Below are 23615 nucleotides of genomic sequence, written 5' to 3'. Positions count from 1 at the left end.
AGAAGTTGATGATACGTCATATCAGGAAGATGGCAGCCCTTGTGGTTGCAATTATTGTGAGTTTCCCCGTGGTTGCCGCAGACTTTTCCAGACTTAACCTGGTGACAGAGTCCGGTTTTCCCCCTTATAACTTCAGGCAGGACGGAAAGCTGAGCGGGATCTCGATCGAGTTACTACTCGCAGCCAGCAAACAGGCCGGAACGCCGATCTCTAAATCACAATTCAAGGTGCTTCCCTGGGCCCGGGCCTATGATATGGGTCTCAAGGGGCCGGGTGTGATGCTGTTTGCCACCACCCGCACCGAGCAGCGGGAGTCATTGTTCAAGTGGGCGGGCCCGATTATCGCCACCAAGGTGGTGCTTCTTGCGAAAAAATCGAAAGGGATCAAGATTGCTTCGGTTGCCGAGATCAACAGATATAAAGTCGGCGCGATTCCCGAGGATGTCGGGCAGCAGCTGGCAGCCAGGGCCGGGGTGAAGAATATGAAGATCTCGGGCAAGCCGGAGCAGGTTGCCAAGAAGCTTGCCACGGGCCGGGTGGATCTGTGGGCCTTTGAAGAGAACTCGGCATTGTGGATGCTGAAAAGCCTGGGCTACAATCCAGCTAAGTTTGAAGCGGTTTATACCTTCAAAGAGTCAGCCGTTTATTACGCCTTCAGTAATGATGTGGCCGATTCAGATGTTGCTGCGTTGCAACAGGCGATTGATGCCGTCAAGGCATCCGGTGAATATGACAAGATTCTGAGTCACTATCGCTGATTGTTAGGGTGCAGGCCCATTCACAGCGGGACACCCTGGGGTGTCCCGGCTTTATTTGAGTTGCTGGCCCTGTTTCTGTTTGTAAGGGAGTTTTATTGATGAAGATTTGGGTTGATGCGGATGCCTGTCCCGTGGTGATAAAAGAGATCCTGTTTCGAGCTGGGCAGCGTACCGGGGTGGATATCACCTTTGTCGCCAATCAGTCTATCCGCCTGCCTCAGGCCCCCAATATCCGGATGCTGCAGGTTATGAAAGGGTTTGATGTGGCGGATAACGAGATCGTGAAGCGTTCCGAAGCGGGGACCTGGTGATAACCGCTGATATTCCCCTGGCCGCCGAAGTGATAGAGAAAGGGGCCCAGGCACTCAATCCCCGGGGGAGCTCTATACCCCGGAGAATATCCGCCAGCGCCTCAATATGAGAGATTTTATGGATACCCTCAGGGCAAGTGGAGTGGAGACCGGTGGGCCTCAGGCTCTGAGCCAGAGCGATCGCCAGTCCTTTGCCAATCAGCTGGATCGTTGGTTGAGCAGGGCGGCAAAAGTCTCCGGATGAAAGTACCTGGCATGAGGCCGGGTAACATTGATAGCGCTCCCAGACGAGATCCTGTAAGCTACAGCGCCGCCGCGAGGGCGGTCCGGACCATAACATGACAAGAGATGACTCAATGAGCTTTTCCACCCTGGGCCTTTCAGCCCCGATTCTTGAAGCGGTAGCCCAGCAGGGCTATGAAACACCTTCACCTATTCAGGCCGAGGCAATTCCGGCGGTACTGGAGGGACGGGATGTTATGGCTGCGGCACAAACCGGAACCGGGAAAACCGCAGGTTTTACCCTGCCGCTGCTACAGCGCTTGTCTGAGGGACCTAAGGTCCAGGGGAACCAGGTCCGGGCCCTGGTGTTGACTCCGACCCGGGAGCTAGCCGCTCAGGTTGGGGAGAGCGTGGCAACCTATGGGAAGAATCTGCCGCTGCGCTCAGCTGTGGTCTTTGGTGGGGTGAAGATCAACCCACAGATGATGACCCTGCGCCGCGGCGTCGATGTGCTGGTCGCAACTCCCGGCCGTTTGCTGGATCTGTTTAATCAGAACGCGGTTAGATTCAAGCAGCTGGAGGTGCTGATCCTCGATGAGGCCGACCGAATGCTGGATATGGGATTTATCCATGACATTCGTAAAATACTTTCTCTTTTGCCCAAGAAGCGGCAGAACCTGATGTTTTCGGCAACCTTCTCCGATGAGATCCGCGCCCTGGCCAAGGGGCTGGTCAATGATCCCATCGAGATCTCGGTTACTCCTCGCAATGCCGCCGCGACCACGGTGGAGCAGTGGATCCACCCGGTGGATAAGAAGCAGAAATCTGCGCTGCTGACCCAACTGATTCGGGACAATCAGTGGCAGCAGGCCCTGGTATTCACCAAGACCAAGCATGGAGCCAATCGTCTGACCCGATACCTGGATGACAAGGGGATCACAGCGGCAGCGATTCACGGCAACAAGAGCCAGGGCGCCAGAACCAAGGCACTAGCGGATTTTAAGCAGGGAGAGGTGCGAATCCTGGTGGCGACAGATATCGCAGCCCGGGGGCTGGATATCGATCAGCTCCCACAAGTAGTGAACTTTGATCTGCCCAATGTGGCTGAGGATTATGTACACAGGATCGGACGGACCGGGCGGGCCGGCGCAACCGGGAAGGCGATCTCTTTGGTGTGTGCCGATGAATTTAAACAGCTCAGCGACGTTGAGCGCTTGATCAAGCAGCTACTGCCCCGTCAGCCGATGCCAGGTTTTGAGCCGGTTAACCTGCTGCCTGAGTCCAGGCTGGATCTGCGGGTTAAAAAGCCCAAGAAACCAAAAAAGCCCAAGCAGCCTAAGGTTGAGCACAAGGATGGGCAGCGTTCCGGTGATAATGCTCGCGGCCATAAGCCAACCGGTAAAAACCGTCGCCATCAGGCAGGACAGGGACAGAGCCAAGGTCGTAACCAGGGAAAGCCAAGTAGCCGGCGCCGTCCCGGGGCAAAGCCGGCGGGGAGTGATCAGCGCGCGGCACCAAAGGGCTAGCAGGCCTTAGCCTCGATACAACCAGAAGGTGGATGATGACGAACAAGACATTGACAGAGCTTGCAAAGAGGCTGCTCGCTTGGAAAAAGCAGCATTTAACCCATGATGCACAGCTCTCTATCCGGGATATCGCGGCCTGTTTTGCCGATGAGTTTGAAGTCCGGGTCAATGGCCGGGTGTACCAGGCAACCCATCAGAGCTATCTGGAGTTTTTAAATCGGTTTCGAACCGATATTCAGACGATAGAGCATAAGGTTCATGAGTATATCGAAGGGAGGCATCCATCGCTCTCCCCATGACGGTCACCATTCACCGGCTTGATGGCAGTCGCCAGAGTGTGGAGGCGATGAAATGGTTCAAGTTCAATGAGCAGGGGCTCATCACCCTGTGGTATGAGACGTACGACCCGGCTCAGTCCTGAATTGGCGTAGCAATTAACCCTGATTGTGGCAGAAGTAGATATCAAAGCGGTGCTTCTTGCTTTCAATCACCGCATCGGGCTTTTCGCCGTTTAGCGGCTCGGCATAACCGGGGCGCTTGACCACCACCCGCTGCCTTGCCTTTTGGCGTGCCAGCGGTAGTAGCCGGTCTGCATCCGGATCGTCTCCCACCAGCTCCTGGAAAAACAGCATCTCTTTTTTAACCTGGGCCGACTTTTTCTTATGGGGGAACATGGGATCCAGATAGATCACATCCGGCCTGTGCTCCAGGGCTTCGATGATCTCAAGGGATGAGCCAAACCTGAGCTGCATCCGCGTCTCAATCCACTCTCCAATTTCAGGGGCCTGGGAGGCTCTTCTAAGGCCGTCTTCTAAAAGGGCGGCTACGACATCACTTCGTTCAATAAGGGTAACCTGGCAGCCCTGAGAGGCCAATACGAAGGCATCGCGAGCTAATCCTGCGGTTGCGTCCACAACAGTGGGGCGCTCCCCCGACTTTATTCCTACGGCGCGGGCGATCGCCTCTTTCTTTCCTCCACCCTTTTGTCGGCGATAGCTGCTGCTACCCCCGGCGAGATCCACCAGCACGGCTCCCACCTTTGGCTGGTCGATACGCTTAAGGGCCAGCACATTGCCATCCCACTCGAGTTGAAAGTGGGGATGTTGGCCAAGAAATCCCCAGCGACTGGCCAGTATGTCGGCCTGCTGCTGATGTTCGGCTGAGCTTGCGATGAGAGCGATATCTGTCATGAGGTTTAGTGCAGTCTGATCGATTGAGAAAAAAGATTGATGATAATCACCCCGGCGATGATTAGCAAAATACCTATCAGTGCCGGAAGGTCCAGGGCCTGATGATAGAACTGATGAGAAATAAGGGCGACCAGAACGATACCGACACCACACCAGATCGCATAGACGATCCCAAGGGACATCTGCTCGACAATTTTGCTCAGCAGATAAAATGAGATCCCGTAGCCTATGATAACGATGGCTGAGGGAACGAGTCGGGTAAATCCGGCAGAGGCCTTGATTGCGGCGGTAGCACTCACCTCCGCAATGATGGCGATCACCAGATACAGATAGTTCAGGTAGTAGAGCTTGGTCACTGGATCCTCTGTTGTTAAGCTTCAGGAGTGAGGTGGATATAAGACTGTCGCGGGTTGCGGCGTCGATGATAACGCCTGCCTGAGGTTACAGCAACCGGGCCCCTGCGAGGCCCGGCCTGGCATTATCAGGATGGCGTTTCCTGAGTTTCAATCCCGCTATGACGCAGCAGGGCATCAATTTGCGGAGCCCGGCCTCGGAACGCCCGGAACAGTTCCATCGGTTCCTGTGAGCCTCCCTTCTCCAGGATATTTTTCAGGAAGCTCTGGCCCACCTGGGGTTAAAGATCCCCTCTTCTTCAAAACGACCGAAGGCATCCGCGGAGAGAACCTCGGCCCACTTATAGCTGTAGTAACCAGCGGCATAACCACCACCAAAGATATGAGAGAAGCTGTGCTGGAAGCGGTTAAACTCAGGCGGAGTGATCACCGCGACCTGTCGGCGAACCTCATCGAGCTTCTGCTGGATTTTGGCCCCCTGGGCCAGATCAAACTCACAGTGCAGCCTGAAGTCAAACAGCGCAAACTCCAGTTGACGAACCATGGTCATGGCAGACTGGAAGTTTCTGGCGGCAAGCATCTTATCCAGCATCTCCTGGGGAAGGGGCTCGCCCGTCTCATAGTGCCCGGAGATAAAGGCCAGCGCCTCGGGCTGCCAGCACCAGTTTTCCAGGAACTGACTGGGGAGCTCTACGGCATCCCAGGGCACCCCGTTGATCCCCGAGACTCCACCTATATCGATCTGGGTCAGCATGTGATGGATGCCATGCCCAAACTCGTGGAACAGGGTGGTTACCTCCTGATGGGTAAACAGTGCAGGTTTATCGCCGACCGGTGCGTTGAAATTACAGGTCAGGTAGGCCACCGGATGTTGCAGGGTGCCATCCTGGCGATAACGGCGAACCTCACACTCATCCATCCAGGCACCGCCACGCTTGTTCTGACGGGCATAGAGATCCAGGTAGAAGCTACCCCTGAGCTGGTTGTTTTCATCAAAGATATCGAAGAAACGAACATCATCATGCCAGGTTTCGATGCCATAGCGCTCTTTCACCTGGATGCCAAACAGACGGTGGACCGTTTCAAACAGGCCGGAGAGTACCTTTTGCTCCGGGAAGTAGGGGCGTAGGTCCTCATCTGAGATGGTATAGAGGTGCTGCTTGAGTTTTTCACCATAGTAGGCGTAATCCCAGGCCTGAAGCTCATCAATCTGATAGTGCTCCCGGGCAAACTCAAGAAGTTGCTGTTTTTCCTGCTCGGCCTGTGGCTTGGATTTTTCAGCCAGCTCCTGCAGGAACTGGTAAACCTGCTCCGTGTTTTCGGCCATCTTGGTGGCAAGAGAGAGCTGGCCATAGTTGGCAAACTCCAGCAGCTGAGCCCTCTCATGACGCAGACCGAGCAGCTCATCCATCAGCGCACTGTTATCCCATTTGCCGGCATTGGGTCCCTGATCGGAGGCCCGGGTGCAGAACGCCGTATACATTTCGCGGCGCAGCTCAGGGTTATCAGCGTACATCATCACTGGCAGGTAGGAGGGAAAATCCAGGGTAAACAGCCAGCCATCAAGCTCCTTAGATTGTGCTGCCTGCTGGGCGGCATCGAGTACCGATTGGGGGAGCCCCTTGAGCTCATCAATGTCTGCTACCAGGCGGGTCCAGCCTGCCGTTGCATCCAGCAGGTTATTGCTGAATCCAGAGGAGAGCTCGGAGAGGCGGGTCTGGATCTCGGCATAGCGCTGTTGCTGCTCTTCAGGAAGGGCAATCCCCGACAGCCGGAAGTCGCGCAGGATATTTTCGATCTCTTTTTGTTGAGCCTGACTCAGGGCGCTGAAGCTGTCACTCTCCCGCAGGGCATGGTGGGCCTCAAAGAGTCCCTGGTGTTGGCCTATAAAGGTGGAGTACTCAGATAGTAGTGGCAAGCAGGCGTCGTGTGCCTCACGCAGGGCATCACTGTTGACCACGGAATTCATGTGGCTCACCGGTGACCAGATCCGGCTCAGGTGGTCATCGACCTCCTCCAGAGGGGATACCAGGTTATCCCAGGTCAGGTTTTCTGAAGTCGCCAGGACATCGCTGACCCGCTTCTTACAATCGGCGATCGCCTGCTCAACGGCAGGCTTTACATGCTCCGCCTGGATCTGGCTGAAAGGAGGAAGTCCGTCCATGCTCAGCAAAGGGTTGCTCATAAGTAGTTCCTCGTCACGGCCGGCTCAGGCCAGTCGCTGTTGTTGTTTTGTTTTTAGTGCATCCGAGCACAGATTTACCTTGTTCATCCTGGATTGGCAAATTTATTGCGATGACTTCCTTGACGTATCTGCAGACTCAGACGATAAAGATCCGAGAGGGATATAAAAAATAACCAGCATTGGACGTGAGATCGAAGAGGTCAGATGCCAACATCATTTTCTAAGATAGTGCAGACAGCGGGACGAAACAGCATCTCGATTCGAATGCTGGGTTACATCCTGATCTGTAGTACTTTCTTAGCCTTGCTTATCACCATCATCCAGCTCTTCTGGGATTACCGGAAGGATGTTGAGGTTATTGAGGATGGGATAGCACAGATTGAGGCATCCTTTTTACAACCGATAGCCGCGAGTCTGTGGAACCTGGATGAGGAGCAGGTTCAGATGCAGATCGAAGGGATCATGAATCTGCCCAATATGCAGTATGTAATGGTTAAGGAGATCCTGGGTAATACCGAAGTGCCCCTTATTTCTCAGGGGGTTGAGAAGAAAAAGTACGATATATCCCACGAGTTTGATCTCATCTATCAGGGTGAGATGGTCGGTAAGCTGTTTGTTGCCGCATCTCTGGAAGAGATCTACCAGCGATTGCTTGAAAAATCTGTGCTGATCCTGGTGTCGCAGACCATCAAGACCCTGGTTGTGTCTATCTGTATCATATTGATCATCTATTCGTTGATCGTGCGCCATCTCAACAAGATGGCGAACTTCACCAGTAATTTTAATCTGGATCATCTGGATCAGGAGTTACTGCTGGATGGTCGATCCAAGAAACTTCCTCACAAATATGATGAGCTGGATATGCTGGCCAGTACCCTCAACCAGATGCGAACGACCATACAGGTCGAGCTGGAGGCACGCCAGAAGGCGGTCGAACAGTTGCAGCAGGAGCGGGATTTCTCTGCAACCATTATCAACTCATCCAACCTGGTGATCAGCTGCCTTGAGCCGGATCTGTCGATCGCCAGTATCAACCCGGCGGCGGTGCTGCTGACGGGTTACCTGAAAGAGGAGATGCTCTCTAAGAACTGGCTCGATCTGTTTGTCACTAAGGAGATGCGCGATGAGCTCGCCGTAGAGCTGGAAAATATGAGCGTGATCGAGGATCGAGAAATTGTGATGTTGGATCAGCAGGGCGCCGAGCTGATTCTGGAGTGGACCTTTGTGCCCTTCCACGAGAATAACGAGCTGAAGTATCTGATCGGATTTGGTTATGACATCACGCCTCTCAAGCGGGTTGAGCGTGAAATCAAGCAACTCAACGAAGAGCTGGAAGAGAAGGTTAAGGTCAGGACCAAGGATCTCCAGGAGAGTAATGACCAGCTGGCCAAGGCATATCAGGATCTCAAACAGGCCCAGCAGACCCTGGTCGAGGCCGAGAAGATGGCATCTCTCGGTTCGCTGGTGGCGGGGGTTGCTCACGAGATCAATACGCCGATCGGCATCAGTGTGACCGCCTCCTCTTATCTGCAGGAGCAGGCCGACGAGTTCCGCACCCATGTTGAAGCGAAGAAGATCTCCATGACCTACCTCAACGAGTTTCTCGGCAATCTGGATGAGTCGACCAGCCTGATGCAGAGCAACCTCAGGCGAGCCTCGGATCTGATCTCAAGCTTCAAGCAGGTGGCGGTTGATCAGACCTCTGAAGCACACTACACCTTCAAGGTGGCGGATCACCTGCACCAAGTGGTGGTCTCCCTGGGTCACAAGCTCAAGAAGGCGCACTGTGAGGTTGAGATCAACTGCGATCCTATGATTGAACTGACCAGTTATCCGGGAAGCCTGACCCAGATCTATTCGAATCTTATCCTCAACTCGATCAACCACGGATTTGGTGAGGACTTTGATAAGCCGCGTCAAGTCACCATAGATGTGACCGAGCAGGGTGATGATGTCCTGATCGACTACCGGGACAATGGTCAGGGAATCGATCCCGAGGTGCTGCCGAAGATTTTTGACCCCTTCGTGACCTCCAAGCGTGGCCAGGGCGGTAGCGGACTGGGTACCCATATCATCTATAACCTGGTCGCCCAGCTCCTCAAGGGACGTATCACCTGTGAAAGCACAGTGGGTGAGGGCGTTCAATTCCACATCTGTATCCCTAAAGTGACTCCGGCTAGCTAAAGGCCACCCCCTTTACACACCAGCTTCCCTTTCTTTGCTTGTTAAAACTGCTTGCAATCATTGTTATATCTTTGGTAATACGGTGCTCAATTATAGCGGGCGCCGCCAAGGTGCATTTTATCTGTCACCGCCCCTAGTGAGGTGGTGAGGTATTAAGGAGATATTGATGGCTCAGCATTTTGACTACATCGCAATCGGGGGAGGAAGTGGTGGAATCGCTTCGGCAAACCGGGCTGCCATGTATGGTAAAAAAGTCGCTTTGGTTGAGGCTAAATCCCTCGGGGAACCTGTGTCAATGTGGGTTGTGTTCCCAAAAAAGCGATGTGGTATGCGGCCCAGGTTGCCGATGCCGTCCATAAGGGGGCGGATTACGGTTTCGACCTGACATTGAATCACTTTAGCTGGGCTAAACTGGTGGAGTCTCGTCAGGCTTATATTGGGCGAATTCACCAATCCTATGAGCGGGTTTTAGGAAACAATCAGATCACTGTACTGGAGGGCTTTGCCCGCTTTGTCGACAGTAAAACCATAGAGGTGAATGGAGAGCATTACACGGCAGATCATATCTTGATCGCAACCGGTGGGCGCCCCACCATCCCGCAGATCCCGGGCGCAGAGCACGGAATCGACTCCGATGGCTTCTTTGAGCTGAGCGAGCAGCCCAAGCGGGTCGCCGTGGTTGGCGCCGGTTATATCGCCGTTGAGCTGGCCGGGGTGCTGCACGAGCTGGGATCCGAGACTCATCTGCTGGTGCGCAAGCACAAGCCCCTGCGCAGTTTTGACCCCATGCTCTCTGACACTCTGGTTGAGGTGATGGCCGAACATGGCCCAACCCTGCATACGGGTTCGATTCCCAAGTTACTTGAAAAGCATGGCGATGGCTCTTTGACCCTGTATCTTGAAAACGGCCAGCAGCTGACCGTCGATTGTGTGATCTGGGCGATCGGCCGCGAGCCGGCAACCGATAATCTGGGTCTGGAGCATGCAGGCGTCAAACTGGATCAGCAGGATTACATACCGACCGATGCTTATCAGAATACCAACATTCCCGGAGTCTATGCGGTGGGAGATAACACGGGGCGTGCTCAGCTGACCCCGGTGGCTGTCGCTGCGGGGCGGCGCTTGTCTGAGCGGCTGTTTAACAACAAGCCCAATGAGCATCTGGATTACTCGCTGATCCCAACCGTGGTGTTTAGTCACCCCACCATAGGCACAGTCGGGCTCACCGAGCCGGAGGCCGAGGAGCGTTATGGTAAAGAGGCGCTGACCATCTATACCAGTCAGTTCACTTCTATGTATAGTGCACTCACCTCTGCGCGCCAGCCTTGCCGGATGAAGCTCATCTGTGTGGGCGAAGAGCAGAAGATAGTCGGGCTGCACACCATAGGCCATGGTTCAGACGAGATGCTGCAGGGATTTGCGGTAGCGCTGCAGATGGGGGCCACCAAGCAGGACTTCGATAACACTATCGCGATCCATCCGACCGCGGCCGAAGAGCTGGTGACCATGCGATAAGCTGAGCCTTCAGCTCTTTCCAGGGTAAACGCCTCTGCCTGAGGTGTTTACCTTCTTAGAAACGATTCGGGGAGCTTACAGGGGTAAGAGAGGCTCAAGCTGTAAAACGATAAAGCTTAATGATGGATAAACCGCTTCACCAACCACTCCAGTTCACCGGAGTCCTTCATCTTCTTCAGCTCAAGGTTAAACTTTTTAGAGAATTTCTCACGAAATGGAAATCTCTGATCATCCCGGGCGTAGCCCAGATAACCATATTCACTTGAGACGATTACTTCCACCTTCAGCTGCTCCGCCTGTTGTGGGGTGATCAACTCCTCCTCGAGCAGTTGCCTCAGGCTGTGGTAGATCGCAATCTTGTCGTTGATATAACAGTCGATCCGTTTGCGTGCCAGTTTGAGCAGATTATGGGCATTATCCTTGGAGGTATAGAGCAGGATCTGCCTGCTGTTGACCAGCTCCCAGAATCGCTCGCCACCGACCGAGAATCCCTGATTGATCCCAACCCGGGTTCCGATAAAGTCCTTGGGCCAGAGCTTGCGCTTGTGTTGGCTGCTGTGACACAGAGCGATCACTTTTTCTTCCAGGATAGGCTCTGAGACCAGAATATAGGGGCGGGCCTTGGGACGGTAGTAGGGGGCGTACAGGGCGAAGGCTTTCCCCTCCTTGAGGCTGGTCAGCCCCCCGTCCCAGCTGACCGGACGAATATGGATGCTGTAATCGGGCATCCGGGCAAAAATCCGCTTGATCACCTCGTAATAGACCCCGGCGGGCTTACCTCTGGAGTTGAGGTAGCTGTAAGGGGGGTAGTTAGCATCCGCTAATACCTCAACCGGGATAACCTTATGCTCGGCCCAGCTCCCAAAGCTAAACAGATACAGCAGTAGCCCGCTGATAATTTGCTGTAGAGGATTAAAAAGCAAGGCTTTCATTGCACGAGAGTCCCGGGTGGCAGTGAATCAGCCTTGGATCTTCGATGCTGTGGGTGTTGAGGCATGGGTCGCTCATCTCCACTGGGTGAGTCTCTTTGTAGTAATGATAGTCCTTTATTCGATCCTATGGCGCTGAGTTGGAAGCTGCCGATAGCCCAGCTAGCGGGATAAACGAAAGGAGGCGAGAGAGTTTGCTCTTTCGCCTCCTTTTGTGGCTGGGGATTATTGGGGAGCTTATAGCGCCCGGGTTGCCTGCTCCAGCCACAGCAGATCATCACCGGCCAGGGCGGGAGATATCTTCCGATAGACCTCTGCGTGGTAGCTGTTGATCCAATCGATCTCCTGCTCAGTTAACAGGGAGCGCTCGATGAGCCGCAGATCAAAGGGAACATAGGTCAGTTTCTCAAAGCACAACATGGGGAGCTCGCTGGGCTGGTCACAGCTTTGAACCACCAACAGGTTTTCACTGCGGATCCCAAAGCCTCCCTCCCGGTAATAGCCGGGCTCGTTTGATACAACCATCCCAGGTTGCAGCGGAGTATCGCTTCCCTTGGGGGAGATCCGCTGAGGGCCCTCATGAACATTGAGGAAGTGTCCGACGCCATGACCGGTTCCGTGGGCGTAGTTGTAGCCCTGCTGCCACAAAGCCGATCGGGCCAGTACATCAAGCTGGATTCCCGAGGTGCCAACCGGGAAGCGCGCGCTGTCCAGGGCGATATTTCCCTTGAGAACCAGGGTAAACAGGCGGCACATCTCCCGGCTAACTTGGCCGACCTTAACGGTCCGGGTGATATCTGTGGTGCCATCAAGGTACTGGCCACCGGAGTCCACCAGATAGAGGCCATCACATTCCAGTTTACGAGGCGTACCATTACGGAAGTTGTAGTGGCACATAGCTGCATTGGGACCCAGTGCCGAAATCGTGCTGAAACTGGGCTCAACATATTCGGCAAGCTCTTTACGGTAGCCATCGATCTTAGCTGCCAGGCTTGCCTCATCGGCATCCCCTCCCTGCTCAACCAGCTTATCCAGCCAGGAGAGAAAGCGGCAAACGGCAGCGGCATCCCGCAAGTGGGCCCTTTTCATCCCATCCACTTCGGCGGTGTTCTTGGCCGCCTTGGGCTGCATGCAGGGGTCGGCTTGTGGATTGAGGCTCGCCCCTGAACTTTCCAGAAGGAGCTGACACCAGGCATTGGCGGTATCCGGGTCGACCTGCACCCTGGCTTTCTGTTGTCCCAGCTGCTTAAGAGCTCCGGAAAATTCTGCTTGTGGATGAATGGTGACGCCCACACCCATATGTTGCTGCAGGGGATCGCTGAACTTCGCCGGGTCGGTATAAAACTCACAGCGACTATCCTGATAGACGATAGCAAATCCCATCACCACCGGGAGGCACTCGATATCTCGTCCACGGATATTCAGCAGCCAGTTAATAGACTCGGACTGAGTGATCAGCGCCGCATCAAGCTGTTGCTCGGTGAGGGATTTGGCTATGTTGTCGCGTTTTTGCTGACTGCTGACTCCGGTAATTGTTAGTGGCAGCTCCCGGGCTGGTGCAGTTGAAGGGGCTGGCCGGTCACTCCACAGGGGATCGATCAGGTTATTCTCCAGAGGGACCAGGGTCATGGAGTACTGCTCTAACAGGGTTTTGGTTTTCTTGTACCAGGAGAAATTATGCAGTTTCGGATCAAAACCCACCCTGGCACCCGGTTTCAGCTGGGAGGTGAGCCATTTTGCATAAGGGGTCTCGACCAGATCTTCATGCTCAAACAGTGGTTCAGGAGATTGCTCCCTAGCTTGTATGGTATAGCGACCATCGACAAACAGGGTTGCACGCTCCGGCATAATGATGGCAGCACCGGCCGAGCCGGTAAAACCTGTGACCCAGGCAAGGCGTTCACAATGGAGCGGGGTGTACTCCCCGAGGTTTTCATCGTCATGGGGGATGATTAGGGCATCCAGCTTAAGCTTTGCCATGGCGTTGCGTACACCATCCAGGCGTTGCTGAGTATTTGAATTGTTATCCATAATTTTCATATCTCGCTTTGTGCAGGGCTCACGAAGAACCGCTGAGCATACCATAAGCGAGCGGGATTATTGGCCTGGGGTGTCTGAAGTCTCTGCCTTGGCCGGTGCAATCAGGTAGGGCTGCCTCAGTGCCGAGAGCTGTTTCATGACCAGGCCAACCAGAGCCGGTCTGGTGTCCGGAGCCAGGGGATGGCGAATGCTGGTGATCCCATGCCACTGCCCCTGTGAATCCTCTTGGGCGAGTACAAAGCGAAATGGATAGAAACCCAGCCCGCCGAGCCTGAGATCTGTAGCAATGAGTTTGTTATCAGTGATCTCCAGGCGCAACAGATCATGGCTAAACCAACGCAACCGCTCCAGCTGTGGCAGTACAGGGAGGCCGGTCTGGTCCAGGGTAGGCCAGCATTTAAGGTGGCGCAGCGGGATCCGATTTAGCCAGGAGCTGTCCGCGACACAGATAGAGTCCGGTGTCCTGATCACCAGGTGCCACAGCAGTGAGTTGAACAGGGTCGGGGTCGAGAAGAGTGATTCGATAGGGGCCTTATTGGCAAATGCGGTTCGCGCTTTGTGCTCCACGATCTGCTTAAAGATCACTGTGGCCGCCAGGTAGCAGCAGGCGATCCCAAGACCGATAGGCAGAGCCCGGGGCCTGGATTTTTTTATCACCACAAAACAGCCTACAGCCAATAGTAGCGGCAGGGTAAACAGGGGGTCGATAATTGAGATGGCGGAGAGCGATAGTGGGCCCACAGGCAGTGGCCAAAAGATCTGGGTGCCGTAGGCGGTAAAGAGATCCAGCAAGGGGTGGGTGATGAGACAGAGCCAGATAAACAGCCACAGTCTCAGGGCTCCACACTCAGGTTTTTTCCAGCGATCGATCAGGGGAGCAAGCAGCAGCGACAACAGGCTTAAAATGAAAAGTGAGTGACTGAACCCGCGGTGATTGGTGTAGTTGGCGACCGCATTGGCGTAACGGATCAGCACATCCAGATCCGGCAGGGTCCCCAGCACCGCGCCCCAGAGCAAGGCCCTGCAGCCGTATCTTTTTCCCAGTACCAGTCCGCCGACACTTGCACCCAAGGCGGCCTGAGTGATCGAATCCATTCATAGCTCCCTGTTTGAGGGCCCGAAGATCAGATTACCTAGATGACCCGATAAAGAGTCGATGATGTTCAGTATAGGGATAAAAAAGCCCACCGTTAAGGTGGGCTTGGGGGGATTAAGCTTGCTTGGCGAGGATCTGCTTCATCAATTCGATTTTTTGCAGCTGGATCTGCTCGCGAGCCTTGAGCTGCTGCTCTGCCTGAGTGAGTTTCTGCTTCTCGATCTTCAGGTAGGCCTGCTTGAGCTGCGGGTCTTTGATCTGACTCAGTTTACGCTCCAGATGCTTCTGGTAAGCCACTGGATCCATGCGCTTCATGCCCTGACGTGGACCCTGCTCACCCTTTTTCCATTTACCATGGTGCATCATCGGCCCTCGCTGACCCATCATAGAGCCGGGGCAGGCATTATCCAGCTGCTGAACCGCAGGTGGAGGTGGAGTCGGGTCATCGCTCTGATTGGTGGCTGCATAGACAGACAGAGGCAGTCCAATCACAAAGGCGGTTGCTACCAGGGTTTTAGTCATCTTCTTCATATCAGCCTCCATTGAGCCGGTTATCTAATTTGAATCTGCTATCAGACCAGGCGATGCTGTCGATGGTTGAAATCATGTTGCGCCCTGTCGATGATTGAATTACAGCAGGCAAATGTGACATTTTTGTGCCAAATGGAGGATTTATTGTGACAACTCTTGTCAAGGGTGAGATCTGGCATAATTTGTCACAACTTGGCTGATGGCTGACGATATACTGGTGATAACAAAGCAAGATTAAGGACCAACATGACAACTTTACCCCATGTGCTGGTGGTTGATGACCATCTGGAGATCCGTGAACTACTCAAGCGTTTTTTGGAGCAACATGGTTACCGGGTCAGCTGTGCCCGGGACGGACGTGAGATGCGTAAACTGGTTGCCGGACATGAATTTGAGTTGATCGTCCTTGATCTGATGTTGCCTGGTGATGATGGCCTGACCCTGTGTCGTGAGCTCAGGGCAAGCTCTGAGACACCCATCATCATGTTGACCGCCATGGGAGAGGAGACCGATCGGATCATTGGTCTGGAGATGGGAGCCGACGACTACCTGCCCAAGCCTTTTAATCCCAGGGAGTTGCTCGCTCGAATGAAGGCGGTCTTGCGGCGGACCTCGACGCGCCAGGAGGCTGTTGAGATCGAAGCGGCAACCTGTAAGTTTGAACGCTGGACCCTGGATCTGAGCCGTCGTGAGCTACTGGATGAAACCGGAGTGGTACTGAGTCTGAGTACCGCAGAGTTTGATCTGCTCAAAGTGTTTATCGAACGCCCTCAGCGGGTGCTCAGTCGCGATCAACTGCTGGATATGGCCAGGGGCCGCGAGGCCCAGGTCTTTGATCGCTCAATTGATACCCTGGTGAGCCGGCTGCGTCGTAAACTGGAGTTGGATGCCAAGAACCCGCAGATCATTAAAACAATCTGGGGGGGAGGCTACCTGTTTGCCGCTGAGGTGATTCATGATTAAGCGGGTCCTGCCTCAGAGCCTGACCGGGCAGATTATCATCGCGGCCCTGGCGGGGCTGTTGTTGATGCAGCTGGTTAATCTGGTGATCTACCACTGGGATCGCCAGGAGGCCGTTGGCTACATCAACAGTCGCAATGCGGTTGGACGGGTAGCCTCCGTAGTTCGTTTGCTGCAGTACTCACCGGTCACCCTGTATGGGGAGATCCTAAAGGCCAGTCGCAGTGAGACCCTGCAGCTGGGGTTTGGCAATAAGGCTCCCGAGTTTCTGGGTGAGCAAAACAGGGGAATCGAGCGGCGACTTCGCAAGAGCCTGGGTTATGACGAGGGGCTACAGATCCGGGTATGGGGTGAGGTTACCCGGGTGGGTCCCGGTGATGATCCGGACCGGGCCGATGATGGCCCCGGTCCCTGGCATCATCAGCAGATGATGTGGGGCAAACGTAAATCAGGCCAATATCCGCCGCCACCACCGCGTCTCAAGGTTCGCTTCAGAGGAGGCATTGAGCTGCCGACCGGTAACTGGCTGCTGTTCCGCTCCATGGATGATCCGGTTCCTCCACCCTGGTCAATTAAAGCAACCTTTGGCCTGCTGCTGGTGATGTTGCTGGTGACCCTGCTGGTTATTGTGTTGCTCAGGCGCACCATCTCACCGATGAAACGGCTGGCACTACAGGCCGATCAGTTTGGCCGGGGAGAGTCCGGTAAGCCCCTGGAGGCACAGGGGCCCAGAGAGGTGCGGGATATGATCTCGGCTTTTAACCGGATGCAGGACCGGCTGGAGCGCTTCGTCAATGATCGAACCCGGATGCTGGCTGCCATTTCCCATGACTTGCGTACCCCCCTGACCAGCCTGAGGTTGCGGATGGAGTTTATGCCCGACGGGGATGACAAAGAGAAATCTTTGCAGACCCTGGCGATGATGGAGAGGATGCTCAATGCCTCCCTGAGCTTTGCCCGGGAGGAGAATGAGAAGGAGCCGCTGCGCGGGGTGGATGTCACCTCCCTGATAGAGAGCCTGTGTGACGATTACTCGGAAACCGGAAGTGATGTCAGCTATCGGCTCGATGAGAGACCGGTGATCCAGTGTCGTCCCATGGCACTGCGGCGGATCTTGCAAAATCTCATCAGCAACGGCATCAAATATGGTGAGCGGGTCGAGGTGGGATTACAGACCGAAGCCGGCTCCCTGGTGATCCAGGTGCGCGACTTTGGCCCCGGGATCCCTGAGTCACAGCTCCAGGAGGTGTTTAAGCCTTTTGTCCGGCTCGATGCGGCACGCAACATAGAGGATGGCCATGTCGGCCTGGGACTGTCGATTGCCAAGACCCTGGTGCACCAGCAGGGGGGAGAGCTTATCCTGAAGAATCATCCTGAGCAGGGACTGATTGGAGAGGTCCGGATCCCGCTATGATTGGGCCTTCCTGTTCACTCATGAGCTAGTAGATGTGATGGATATCCCAGGCCACTTTTTGGATGAGCAAGGCCATAGGGGCCAAATCCTCTGACATGATCGACCAGCTTGGATTAAGTTAGCTCGGCCCGGCTGATTTTTTGAGTGGTTATTACTTAAAGTCCAACCCATAGCGGCGGCTGTAGCTCTCAAGAAGCTCCTGGTAGCGCCCGGAGCTTCTTAGCTTTTCTAAGCCCAGATTAAAGTCGTTCCTCAGTGCTTCCTGATAAAATGCCGCCGGACGCGCTGAATCGGGAAAGATCGGATGAAAAGTGAGGGGTTGTTGCAGAGCCATTTTGTGGCTGAGCTGCTTGCGGTAGTAAAGGAAGATCCACTTATCACTGATCGCCACATCGGCAACTCCCCGGTATAGCTGGTCAACCTGGACGACCTGGTTGATCACCTCCGAGTATTTTTTATTCTCTTCTGCCATTTTGGCAAATTTTTTCCCAAAAAATTGCCTGGCGTTCTGAAAGGCGACCACCCGGAACCGGGCCAGGTCATCTATATGTTCGAGCTTTATCCCGGCCGATTTGAGGGTGATGGCAACGTTTTGATAATCGATGATGTTGTCACTGTAAAAAGCCTTTTCAATGCCGGGGGGCGCGTTGATGATCATATCGACCAGCTTGAGGGACAACAGCCGCTGTACCCGTTTGTTGGAAGCATAAATGATATTTTCTATTTCATGGCCATGCTGGGCAAGGGCCTCCCGGACGATCTCCAGCTGCACCCCTGAGTCACTCTGGCGCAGGATATAAGGGGGAATAGAGAAACTGGTTGCCAGTGTCAGGGATTTAGCCTGGCCGATACAGCTATAGAGCAAACAGATACCTGAGGTAGCCAGTAGGGTGAGATGACGCCAACACAATAGCCGGATTGCGAGCCTGGCAGAAAACAGAGTGCGAAGCATAGAAAACTCTCTGCGGAGAGATTATTTTTCAAGTGTAGCAGCCCCGGCTCCCTCCCCGGGAAATGCTCTCCTGGCGGTTTATCATTGCACTCGAAGTTTGATTAGATTAACTAATCCGAAATTGAAAAAATTCTCCATTGTGTCAGCTGACCCTTGCGCGTATATTTTGAGCTATCGAGAACGAGGGGGGAATAACTCATGGAAATCACTACTTACATCGCAACAAAGATCGATAGCAACAAAGCAAAGCGCGTCGTAAACCTGCATAAGCATACCGAGCAGAGCAAGGGTAACCAGTTTAAAGTGAAGCGCTCCATGGCATTGCGCTTCAGTGGCTACAATATCAGCCAGGCAAACCCACGCCTGATTTGACCTCAGTAACTCCATCGGGCTCAGTTAAAAAAGCGAGGTGAGACCCTCGCTTTTTTAAGGCCTGAAGATTCTGCTCACCTGACTACTGTCCTTATATACCCCGACTCATACCTGGGGAAACAGTCAGCATAAGTTAATAAGAAGATTTTATCTGATAGCCAGGGTGATAAATCGAAATTATCTGCTGGCGAAAATTAGCTTATTACAAAATCCCTGAACCCGCTCCGTCTTCACCTGGGACCACTGCTGTTTGAGAATTCGTGTGAGTTTACCCATCTTAATCGCTGATGGATCCGGGCAGTTGATAAAGAGCTTGGAGTGACTCATGGCGCTGAGTTTATCGAGCAACCGCTCCGGCCACTGAAGTTGTCCCTGGTCATGAGGGTCATAGATATCCAGCAAGATCAGATCAAAGGGCTCTCCCTGATAGTGCTCCACAAATTGAGCGGCCTCCTCCTGCTGGATAGACAGCTTCGTTCCTTGATCAAAGAACTCACCGAAGCACTGGATAATCCGTGGGTCCTGCTCAATGCACAAATGCTCAACCCCGGGCCAGTAATGCCTGAAATAGTGAGCAAAGCTCCCACCGCCCAGTCCAAACTCCAATATCCTGTTGATTTTTAATCCATCGAGCTGCCTGGCAATCAGCTTCTGATGTGGAAAGGGCAGCTTCCAGGGTTGCTGCCTGTCCTGAATGGTCTGAGTGACACCATCGAGTTGTAGCCAGCGATGTTTTGGGCTCTCCCATACCTCAAGCCGCCCAAACTGGGATGCTTCATTGAGATAAATGAGCGATCCTTCACCAAGATCAGGGGCTTTTCTTCTGTTTTTCATTGTGTTGGCTCGTCGATTGTGGGTGACAGTAACTCTGTTGATTGCTCAGCATATCGTAGTGAGGGGCGCTCACCGGTCCATTAAGCAGCTGTCCTGCTGCGAGGCAGCCCTGCTCGTTGACCAGTTGCAGCTTAAGGTTTTGATAGCTCTGGGACGGCAGCAGATAGTGACCCGTTAGCCTCAGCTGCTGCTCAAGGGTGGCAAAACTGGAATTGATGGTCAGATCGCCCTGCTTGGCTATCAGGTAAAGGTTGAATCTTGGCAGGGCAGTGGCGAACAGGCTATTACCCGTGGGAGGCGCCCCTTCCAGCAGCTGCCGGTAGAGCTGCGCGGGTTTTACCGGATGCTTCGAGCGCATGCCATCAAGCCAGGGTGAAAGTTTCAGGCGCTGCAGAAACAGTGGGGAGCCATGGAGGGTCAGGGTGCCGGAGAGCGTATCGAGTAGCTGCTTTTGATTGGCAAAACTGCCACTAAGATCGGCCTTGAGATCCACCTTCCCCTCCAACGGAGAGAAGTTGCGGCCAAATCCACTGAGTTGGCCAAGATCAACCTGCTTCCCCTGAAGTGCCAGCTGTCCCTCGAGGGTGGGGCTGTCAAGATTGATGGAGGCCTCGGCCGTGAATGAGCCGTTTGGCAGTGTCGAATTGAGCTTAAGCAGCTGTAGTTGTTGCTGGCTCAGGCGCATATCCAGCTGCCCCTGTCGGGTCCAGATCCCGCCGTAAACCAACTCCAGCCAGTCTGTATGCAGGTACGAGCTGCTGGCCAGGGGTTTAAACATCAGTGTGCTGGAAGGATCTAAAGCGAAATCATTGAGGTGCAGGTTCAGTCCTTTGACAGACAGCGGGTAGCGGCTGTCGTAGGAGAGCAGGCGAAGCTGATTAAAGTTGATTTTATTGAGCTCGACCGAGTAATCATCAGCCTGCTTGAGCCAGGCCTGCCCGCTGTCGAACCAGCTGCGGCTCAGGGGGAGCTCCATGTTATCCAGCCGCAGGTTACGGATCCGGATCTTCCCGGGGGCCATCGCTGTGGCCGGGGTGGTATTGAACTCGAGTTGATAGTTTCCCTTGAATGCCTCACCCGAGGCCGAAATTGAAAGCTTATCCCGGTCGTACTCACCCTTTAGCTTAGGTTTGTCTGTATCCAGTAAGCCCCAGTGGAGTTCGCTGGCCGAAGCATCAAAGGTCAGCTTTTGTTGCTGCCAGTCCAGCCATTGCCCCTGTTCAATCAAAGTCAGGGGACCAGTGGCCATGGAGAGCTGATTGATGGTCAGGGGCAGGGCGCGTTTGTAAGAGCTGAGGCTTAAATCTTTGATCCGCAGGCCATCACAGCTCAAAGAGTGAAGCCGTGGGATCTTTGGCAAGGTCAGGGATTGCTGGCTGGATATCTCCAGGCGAGCTCCATCTATGCTGAGGCCCTGAATTCTGGCGTCTTGGCTGGCTAAATCATAGTTGAGTTCACCAGAGATACTGCCCTGGCGGTAGTTGAGCTCAAAGGGCTCCAATGTGAGCTTTCCCTGCTGCTGACTCAGCTCAGCAAAAAGGTTGGTGAACACCGCGCCCCGGGTGGTCACCGAGCTTGCGCTTAGCTGTCCGCGATATTGGATTTGGGAAGGTTTATCAGTCAATTGAAGCTGATTCAGCTCCAGTGAAAGACCGTTGACCAGCCAGTTCCGGGTCTGCAGCACTCCCTGCTCGATAGAGATCTCATCAAAACTTATCCGGCTGTTGTGCAGGGCTTTTTGTAGACCGGGCAGCAGCTCGCTATTGAACCTGGGGTGCTGCATGCTGAGCTGGGCGATCTGGTACTGTCTATGCCATGGATCAAGGGATGCGACGCTCAGGTAGAGACTCTGGCTTGAAAAGAGAGCCTTATCCCCGGATTTCACCGAAACTCCCTGCAATAGCAGGGTATAGGGATGCATCAGGCGGTAATCCATGTTTTGAATCGTTACCTGATAGCCACTACGCTGGCTCAGCAAAGACTCGAGGGGTTTCTTGAGCAGGGCGCCGTGAAACAGGTGACTGCCTGCGATGAGCAGTAGGATCAGTGCCGCGAGGGTATAGAGTAGATAGACGAACAGCCGCCTCATGAAGCTGGATCTCCCTGATCTAAATGATCTAATGATACTAGGCTCTGTTGATGTTTCCTATTTTGAAGCCAACCTGAAATGCCAGCTGAGGTGATAAATCGGCGAGATATGACTCACAGAGAGCTTGAGCCCTGGTGACAGGCGCAACAAAAAACCCATCTTCAGGGAAGATGGGTTTTCATGTGGTTCGAAGACGCTTTTAAGAGGCGTCGCGACAACTAGTCCCGGCTACGGTTCTCTGAGCGCTCACCACGATTCGGGCGACGGTTCCCGGAGCTGCGGTCCCTGTGGCCACCACCTGTGTTGCGACGATCGTTTCCACGATGGTTTGGACGGCGGCGGGCATGCTGCTTCTGCTCAGGCATCTCACCATGGAACTGAGCCAGGTTCAGCGGCTGGCCGGAGACCCGGGTCTTACGCAGGGTAGACTCCACTTCACTTGGCATCCCCTCGGGCAGATCGATGACACTGAAGTCATTGAAGATGTTGATCCGACCGATGAAGCTGCTGTCGATGCCCCCTTCATTAGCGATCGCACCCACCAGGTTCGAGGGCTTCACCCCGTGATCGCGTCCGACATCAACACGATAGCGCTTCATGCCTGACTCAACGGCGCCCATCTCACGACGTGGACGACGCTCACCTCCACGCTCGCCACGCTCGCCACGCTCGCGGCGGTCACGACGATCACCGCGCTCGCGCTCACCACGACGCTCGTGGACAGGAGCCAGCTTGTCACGGTTTGGATCCAGTAGCAGCGGCTTCTTACCAAAGTGCAGAACCGCCATCGCTGCGGCGACCTGGATCGGGTCCAGATTGTTGTCTTTCTGATATTGGCTCAGCAGGTCATGGAAGAAGTGCAGATCCTGCTCCTCAATCACCGCAGACAGGCGGCTCTTGAGGCGCTCAACGCGGTGCTCGTTGATCGCAGAGACAGTCGGCAGCTCTTCCTGGTTAAGACTCTGACGGGTCGCGCGCTCGATATTACGCAGCATCCGCTTCTCGCCCGGAGTGACCAGCAGCAGTGCCTTACCTTCACGGCCGGCACGACCGGTACGGCCGATACGATGAACGTAAGCCTCTGTATCGTAAGGAATATCATAGTTAAATACGTGAGTGATACGCTCAACATCCAGGCCGCGAGCTGCAACATCGGTTGCCACGACTATATCCAGCTTGCCTCGCTTGAGACGATCGATTGTCTGCTCACGCTGTTGCTGTTGCATGTCACCATTAAGGGCGGCAGCATTGTAGCCTTGCGCTTCAAGGGCCTCGGCGATCTCTGTGGTCCCACTACGGGTACGAACAAAGATGATTGCCGCATCGATAGGCTCAAGCTCAATGATCCGCAGCAGCGCCTCTTTCTTCTGAGATTGACGTACCAGCCAGTAGCTCTGCTTGATGGTATCAGCCACACCGGTCTTCATCTTGACCGTGACCTCCTGCGGATTGCGCAGGTAGTTATTAGTGATGCGGCGAATCACCGGAGGCATGGTCGCAGAGAACAGAGCGGTCTGACGCTCCTCGGGAACATGCTGCAGGATCCACTCTACATCTTCGATGAAGCCCATCCGCAGCATCTCATCCGCTTCATCCAGAACCAATAGCTTGAGCTCGCTGAGATCCAGGGTGTTACGGCGCAGGTGATCCATGATCCGTCCCGGGGTACCGACCACGATCTGAACACCCTGGCGTAGCGCCCGAAGCTGGGTGCGATAGTCCTGGCCACCATAGATGGCAGCGACCTCAACACCAGGCATGTTGCGGGCATAGGTCTTGATCGATTCTGCAACCTGAATAGCCAGCTCGCGGGTTGGGGCCAGGATCAATGCCTGGGGCAAGCGGCTTCCACTATCCATCTCCAGTCGAGCCAGCATCGGCAGAGAGAATGCTGCTGTTTTGCCGGTACCAGTCTGAGCCTGACCCAGGATATCCCTTCCTTCAAGCAGGTGAGGAATACTTTTTGCCTGAATCGGCGATGGGGTATGGTAACCAAGCTGTTGTAGAGACTGCAGCAGGAAATCCGGTAAACCGAGTTGCTGAAAATCAGTCGTACCAGCAAAATCATCTGACATATTTAAGATACCCGAGGATAGATAGTGAATAGGATGTGCTAAGAATCAGGAGTGGATGTTTTTTGTTCACAACTGAAAG

18 protein-coding genes and 3 pseudogenes are annotated in these 23615 nt (G+C 54.2%); 10 read left to right on the top strand and 11 right to left on the bottom strand.

Annotated elements, in window-relative coordinates:
• Positions 1-8 precede the first annotated feature (8 nt).
• The 5 genes and pseudogenes from DB847_RS22200 to DB847_RS26205 all read left to right on the top strand — a co-directional run bounded on the left by DB847_RS22200 (position 9) and on the right by DB847_RS26205 (position 3238).
• Positions 9-758, top strand: coding sequence for a substrate-binding periplasmic protein (locus DB847_RS22200; protein WP_199911658.1), 750 nt, complete (start codon positions 9-11; stop codon positions 756-758).
• 98 nt (positions 759-856) lie between these two features.
• A pseudogene (locus DB847_RS26470) lies at positions 857-1313 on the top strand (YaiI/YqxD family protein).
• 112 nt (positions 1314-1425) lie between these two features.
• Positions 1426-2817, top strand: a complete 1392-nt coding sequence (locus tag DB847_RS22190; RefSeq protein WP_108652624.1) for a DEAD/DEAH box helicase — start codon at positions 1426-1428, stop codon at positions 2815-2817.
• Positions 2818-2852: 35 nt separating this feature from the next.
• Positions 2853-3116 carry an RNA-binding protein gene (locus DB847_RS22185; RefSeq protein ID WP_108652623.1) on the top strand — a complete coding sequence of 88 codons (264 nt, stop codon included), beginning with the start codon at positions 2853-2855 and terminating at the stop codon, positions 3114-3116.
• A complete protein-coding gene (locus tag DB847_RS26205; RefSeq protein WP_267897726.1) occupies positions 3113-3238 on the top strand; it encodes a hypothetical protein in 126 nt (41 codons plus the stop codon). The genes DB847_RS22185 and DB847_RS26205 overlap by 4 nt, the downstream gene beginning before the upstream one ends.
• A 13-nt stretch (positions 3239-3251) precedes the next feature.
• Here DB847_RS26205 and DB847_RS22180 read toward each other — a convergent pair whose 3' ends face one another.
• The 3 genes and pseudogenes from DB847_RS22180 to prlC form a co-directional block, all read right to left on the bottom strand.
• Entirely contained in the window at positions 3252-4007 is a 756-nt protein-coding gene (locus DB847_RS22180; RefSeq protein ID WP_108652622.1) for a class I SAM-dependent methyltransferase, read from the bottom strand.
• 5 nt (positions 4008-4012) lie between these two features.
• Complete coding sequence (locus DB847_RS22175) at positions 4013-4345, bottom strand: DMT family transporter (RefSeq protein ID WP_108653063.1); 333 nt, start codon at positions 4343-4345, stop codon at positions 4013-4015.
• Positions 4346-4488: 143 nt separating this feature from the next.
• Positions 4489-6545, bottom strand: a pseudogene (gene prlC, locus DB847_RS22170) (oligopeptidase A).
• Positions 6546-6749: 204 nt separating this feature from the next.
• Between prlC and DB847_RS22165 the strand changes: the two are divergent.
• Both DB847_RS22165 and gorA read left to right on the top strand, forming a co-directional pair.
• The gene (locus DB847_RS22165) at positions 6750-8729 is read left to right on the top strand and encodes an ATP-binding protein (protein ID WP_108652621.1); all 1980 of its coding nucleotides are present in this window, start codon (positions 6750-6752) and stop codon (positions 8727-8729) included.
• 166 nt (positions 8730-8895) lie between these two features.
• Positions 8896-10244, top strand: a pseudogene (gene gorA / locus DB847_RS22160) (glutathione-disulfide reductase).
• A 116-nt stretch (positions 10245-10360) separates the two neighbouring features.
• Here gorA and DB847_RS22155 read toward each other — a convergent pair.
• From DB847_RS22155 to DB847_RS22140, 4 genes are all read right to left on the bottom strand, one after another.
• Complete coding sequence (locus DB847_RS22155) at positions 10361-11176, bottom strand: substrate-binding periplasmic protein (protein WP_108652620.1); 816 nt, start codon at positions 11174-11176, stop codon at positions 10361-10363.
• A 234-nt stretch (positions 11177-11410) separates the two neighbouring features.
• On the bottom strand, positions 11411-13204 hold the full coding sequence (locus DB847_RS22150) for an aminopeptidase P family protein (protein ID WP_108652619.1): 1794 nt from the start codon (positions 13202-13204) through the stop codon (positions 11411-11413).
• Positions 13205-13270: 66 nt separating this feature from the next.
• Positions 13271-14308 (bottom strand): metal-dependent hydrolase, encoded by a 1038-nt coding sequence (locus DB847_RS22145; protein ID WP_108652618.1) that lies wholly within the window; start codon positions 14306-14308, stop codon positions 13271-13273.
• A gap of 115 nt (positions 14309-14423) precedes the next feature.
• Positions 14424-14840 carry a hypothetical protein gene (locus tag DB847_RS22140; RefSeq protein ID WP_108652617.1) on the bottom strand — a complete coding sequence of 139 codons (417 nt, stop codon included), beginning with the start codon at positions 14838-14840 and terminating at the stop codon, positions 14424-14426.
• 246 nt (positions 14841-15086) lie between these two features.
• On the opposite strand from DB847_RS22140, the gene DB847_RS22135 reads away from it, so the two are divergent.
• Positions 15087-15803 (top strand): response regulator, encoded by a 717-nt coding sequence (locus DB847_RS22135; RefSeq protein WP_108652616.1) that lies wholly within the window; start codon positions 15087-15089, stop codon positions 15801-15803.
• Positions 15796-17214 carry an ATP-binding protein gene (locus DB847_RS22130; RefSeq protein WP_108652615.1) on the top strand — a complete coding sequence of 473 codons (1419 nt, stop codon included), beginning with the start codon at positions 15796-15798 and terminating at the stop codon, positions 17212-17214. The genes DB847_RS22135 and DB847_RS22130 overlap by 8 nt, the downstream gene beginning before the upstream one ends.
• Positions 17215-17365: 151 nt before the next feature.
• On the opposite strand, the gene DB847_RS22125 is transcribed toward DB847_RS22130, so the two are convergent.
• Positions 17366-18166: a substrate-binding periplasmic protein gene (locus DB847_RS22125; protein ID WP_108652614.1), complete on the bottom strand. Its 801-nt coding sequence runs from the start codon at positions 18164-18166 to the stop codon at positions 17366-17368.
• Positions 18167-18364: 198 nt separating this feature from the next.
• On the opposite strand from DB847_RS22125, the gene DB847_RS24600 reads away from it, so the two are divergent.
• Positions 18365-18538, top strand: coding sequence for a hypothetical protein (locus tag DB847_RS24600; RefSeq protein ID WP_159084797.1), 174 nt, complete (start codon positions 18365-18367; stop codon positions 18536-18538).
• 177 nt (positions 18539-18715) lie between these two features.
• Here DB847_RS24600 and DB847_RS22120 read toward each other — a convergent pair whose 3' ends face one another.
• The 3 genes from DB847_RS22120 to DB847_RS22110 all read right to left on the bottom strand — a co-directional run bounded on the left by DB847_RS22120 (position 18716) and on the right by DB847_RS22110 (position 23536).
• Positions 18716-19372 (bottom strand): spermidine synthase, encoded by a 657-nt coding sequence (locus DB847_RS22120; RefSeq protein ID WP_108652613.1) that lies wholly within the window; start codon positions 19370-19372, stop codon positions 18716-18718.
• The gene (locus DB847_RS22115; protein ID WP_108652612.1) at positions 19347-21461 is read right to left on the bottom strand and encodes an AsmA family protein; all 2115 of its coding nucleotides are present in this window, start codon (positions 21459-21461) and stop codon (positions 19347-19349) included. The genes DB847_RS22120 and DB847_RS22115 overlap by 26 nt, the downstream gene beginning before the upstream one ends.
• 218 nt (positions 21462-21679) lie before the next feature.
• Positions 21680-23536: a DEAD/DEAH box helicase gene (locus DB847_RS22110; protein WP_108652611.1), complete on the bottom strand. Its 1857-nt coding sequence runs from the start codon at positions 23534-23536 to the stop codon at positions 21680-21682.
• Positions 23537-23615 lie beyond the last annotated feature (79 nt).

This window comes from Dongshaea marina, assembly GCF_003072645.1.
Lineage (GTDB): Bacteria > Pseudomonadota > Gammaproteobacteria > Enterobacterales > Aeromonadaceae > Dongshaea > Dongshaea marina.
The sequence above is the reverse complement of the archived record's forward strand: the minus strand, read 5'-3'. Positions and strand labels throughout refer to the sequence as shown.

What these genes read in the sequence shown, in the direction of transcription:
- DB847_RS22200 (WP_199911658.1), top strand. Translation starts at nt 9, where the DNA reads ATGATACGTCATATCAGGAAGATGGCAGCCCTTGTGGTTGCAATTATT.
- DB847_RS22190 (WP_108652624.1), top strand. Translation starts at nt 1,426, where the DNA reads ATGAGCTTTTCCACCCTGGGCCTTTCAGCCCCGATTCTTGAAGCGGTA.
- DB847_RS22185 (WP_108652623.1), top strand. Translation starts at nt 2,853, where the DNA reads ATGACGAACAAGACATTGACAGAGCTTGCAAAGAGGCTGCTCGCTTGG.
- DB847_RS26205 (WP_267897726.1), top strand. Translation starts at nt 3,113, where the DNA reads ATGACGGTCACCATTCACCGGCTTGATGGCAGTCGCCAGAGTGTGGAG.
- DB847_RS22180 (WP_108652622.1), bottom strand. Translation starts at nt 4,007, where the DNA reads ATGACAGATATCGCTCTCATCGCAAGCTCAGCCGAACATCAGCAGCAG.
- DB847_RS22165 (WP_108652621.1), top strand. Translation starts at nt 6,750, where the DNA reads ATGCCAACATCATTTTCTAAGATAGTGCAGACAGCGGGACGAAACAGC.
- DB847_RS22155 (WP_108652620.1), bottom strand. Translation starts at nt 11,176, where the DNA reads ATGAAAGCCTTGCTTTTTAATCCTCTACAGCAAATTATCAGCGGGCTA.
- DB847_RS22150 (WP_108652619.1), bottom strand. Translation starts at nt 13,204, where the DNA reads ATGGATAACAATTCAAATACTCAGCAACGCCTGGATGGTGTACGCAAC.
- DB847_RS22145 (WP_108652618.1), bottom strand. Translation starts at nt 14,308, where the DNA reads ATGGATTCGATCACTCAGGCCGCCTTGGGTGCAAGTGTCGGCGGACTG.
- DB847_RS22140 (WP_108652617.1), bottom strand. Translation starts at nt 14,840, where the DNA reads ATGAAGAAGATGACTAAAACCCTGGTAGCAACCGCCTTTGTGATTGGA.
- DB847_RS22135 (WP_108652616.1), top strand. Translation starts at nt 15,087, where the DNA reads ATGACAACTTTACCCCATGTGCTGGTGGTTGATGACCATCTGGAGATC.
- DB847_RS22130 (WP_108652615.1), top strand. Translation starts at nt 15,796, where the DNA reads ATGATTAAGCGGGTCCTGCCTCAGAGCCTGACCGGGCAGATTATCATC.
- DB847_RS22125 (WP_108652614.1), bottom strand. Translation starts at nt 18,166, where the DNA reads ATGCTTCGCACTCTGTTTTCTGCCAGGCTCGCAATCCGGCTATTGTGT.
- DB847_RS24600 (WP_159084797.1), top strand. Translation starts at nt 18,365, where the DNA reads ATGGAAATCACTACTTACATCGCAACAAAGATCGATAGCAACAAAGCA.
- DB847_RS22120 (WP_108652613.1), bottom strand. Translation starts at nt 19,372, where the DNA reads ATGAAAAACAGAAGAAAAGCCCCTGATCTTGGTGAAGGATCGCTCATT.
- DB847_RS22115 (WP_108652612.1), bottom strand. Translation starts at nt 21,461, where the DNA reads ATGAGGCGGCTGTTCGTCTATCTACTCTATACCCTCGCGGCACTGATC.
- DB847_RS22110 (WP_108652611.1), bottom strand. Translation starts at nt 23,536, where the DNA reads ATGTCAGATGATTTTGCTGGTACGACTGATTTTCAGCAACTCGGTTTA.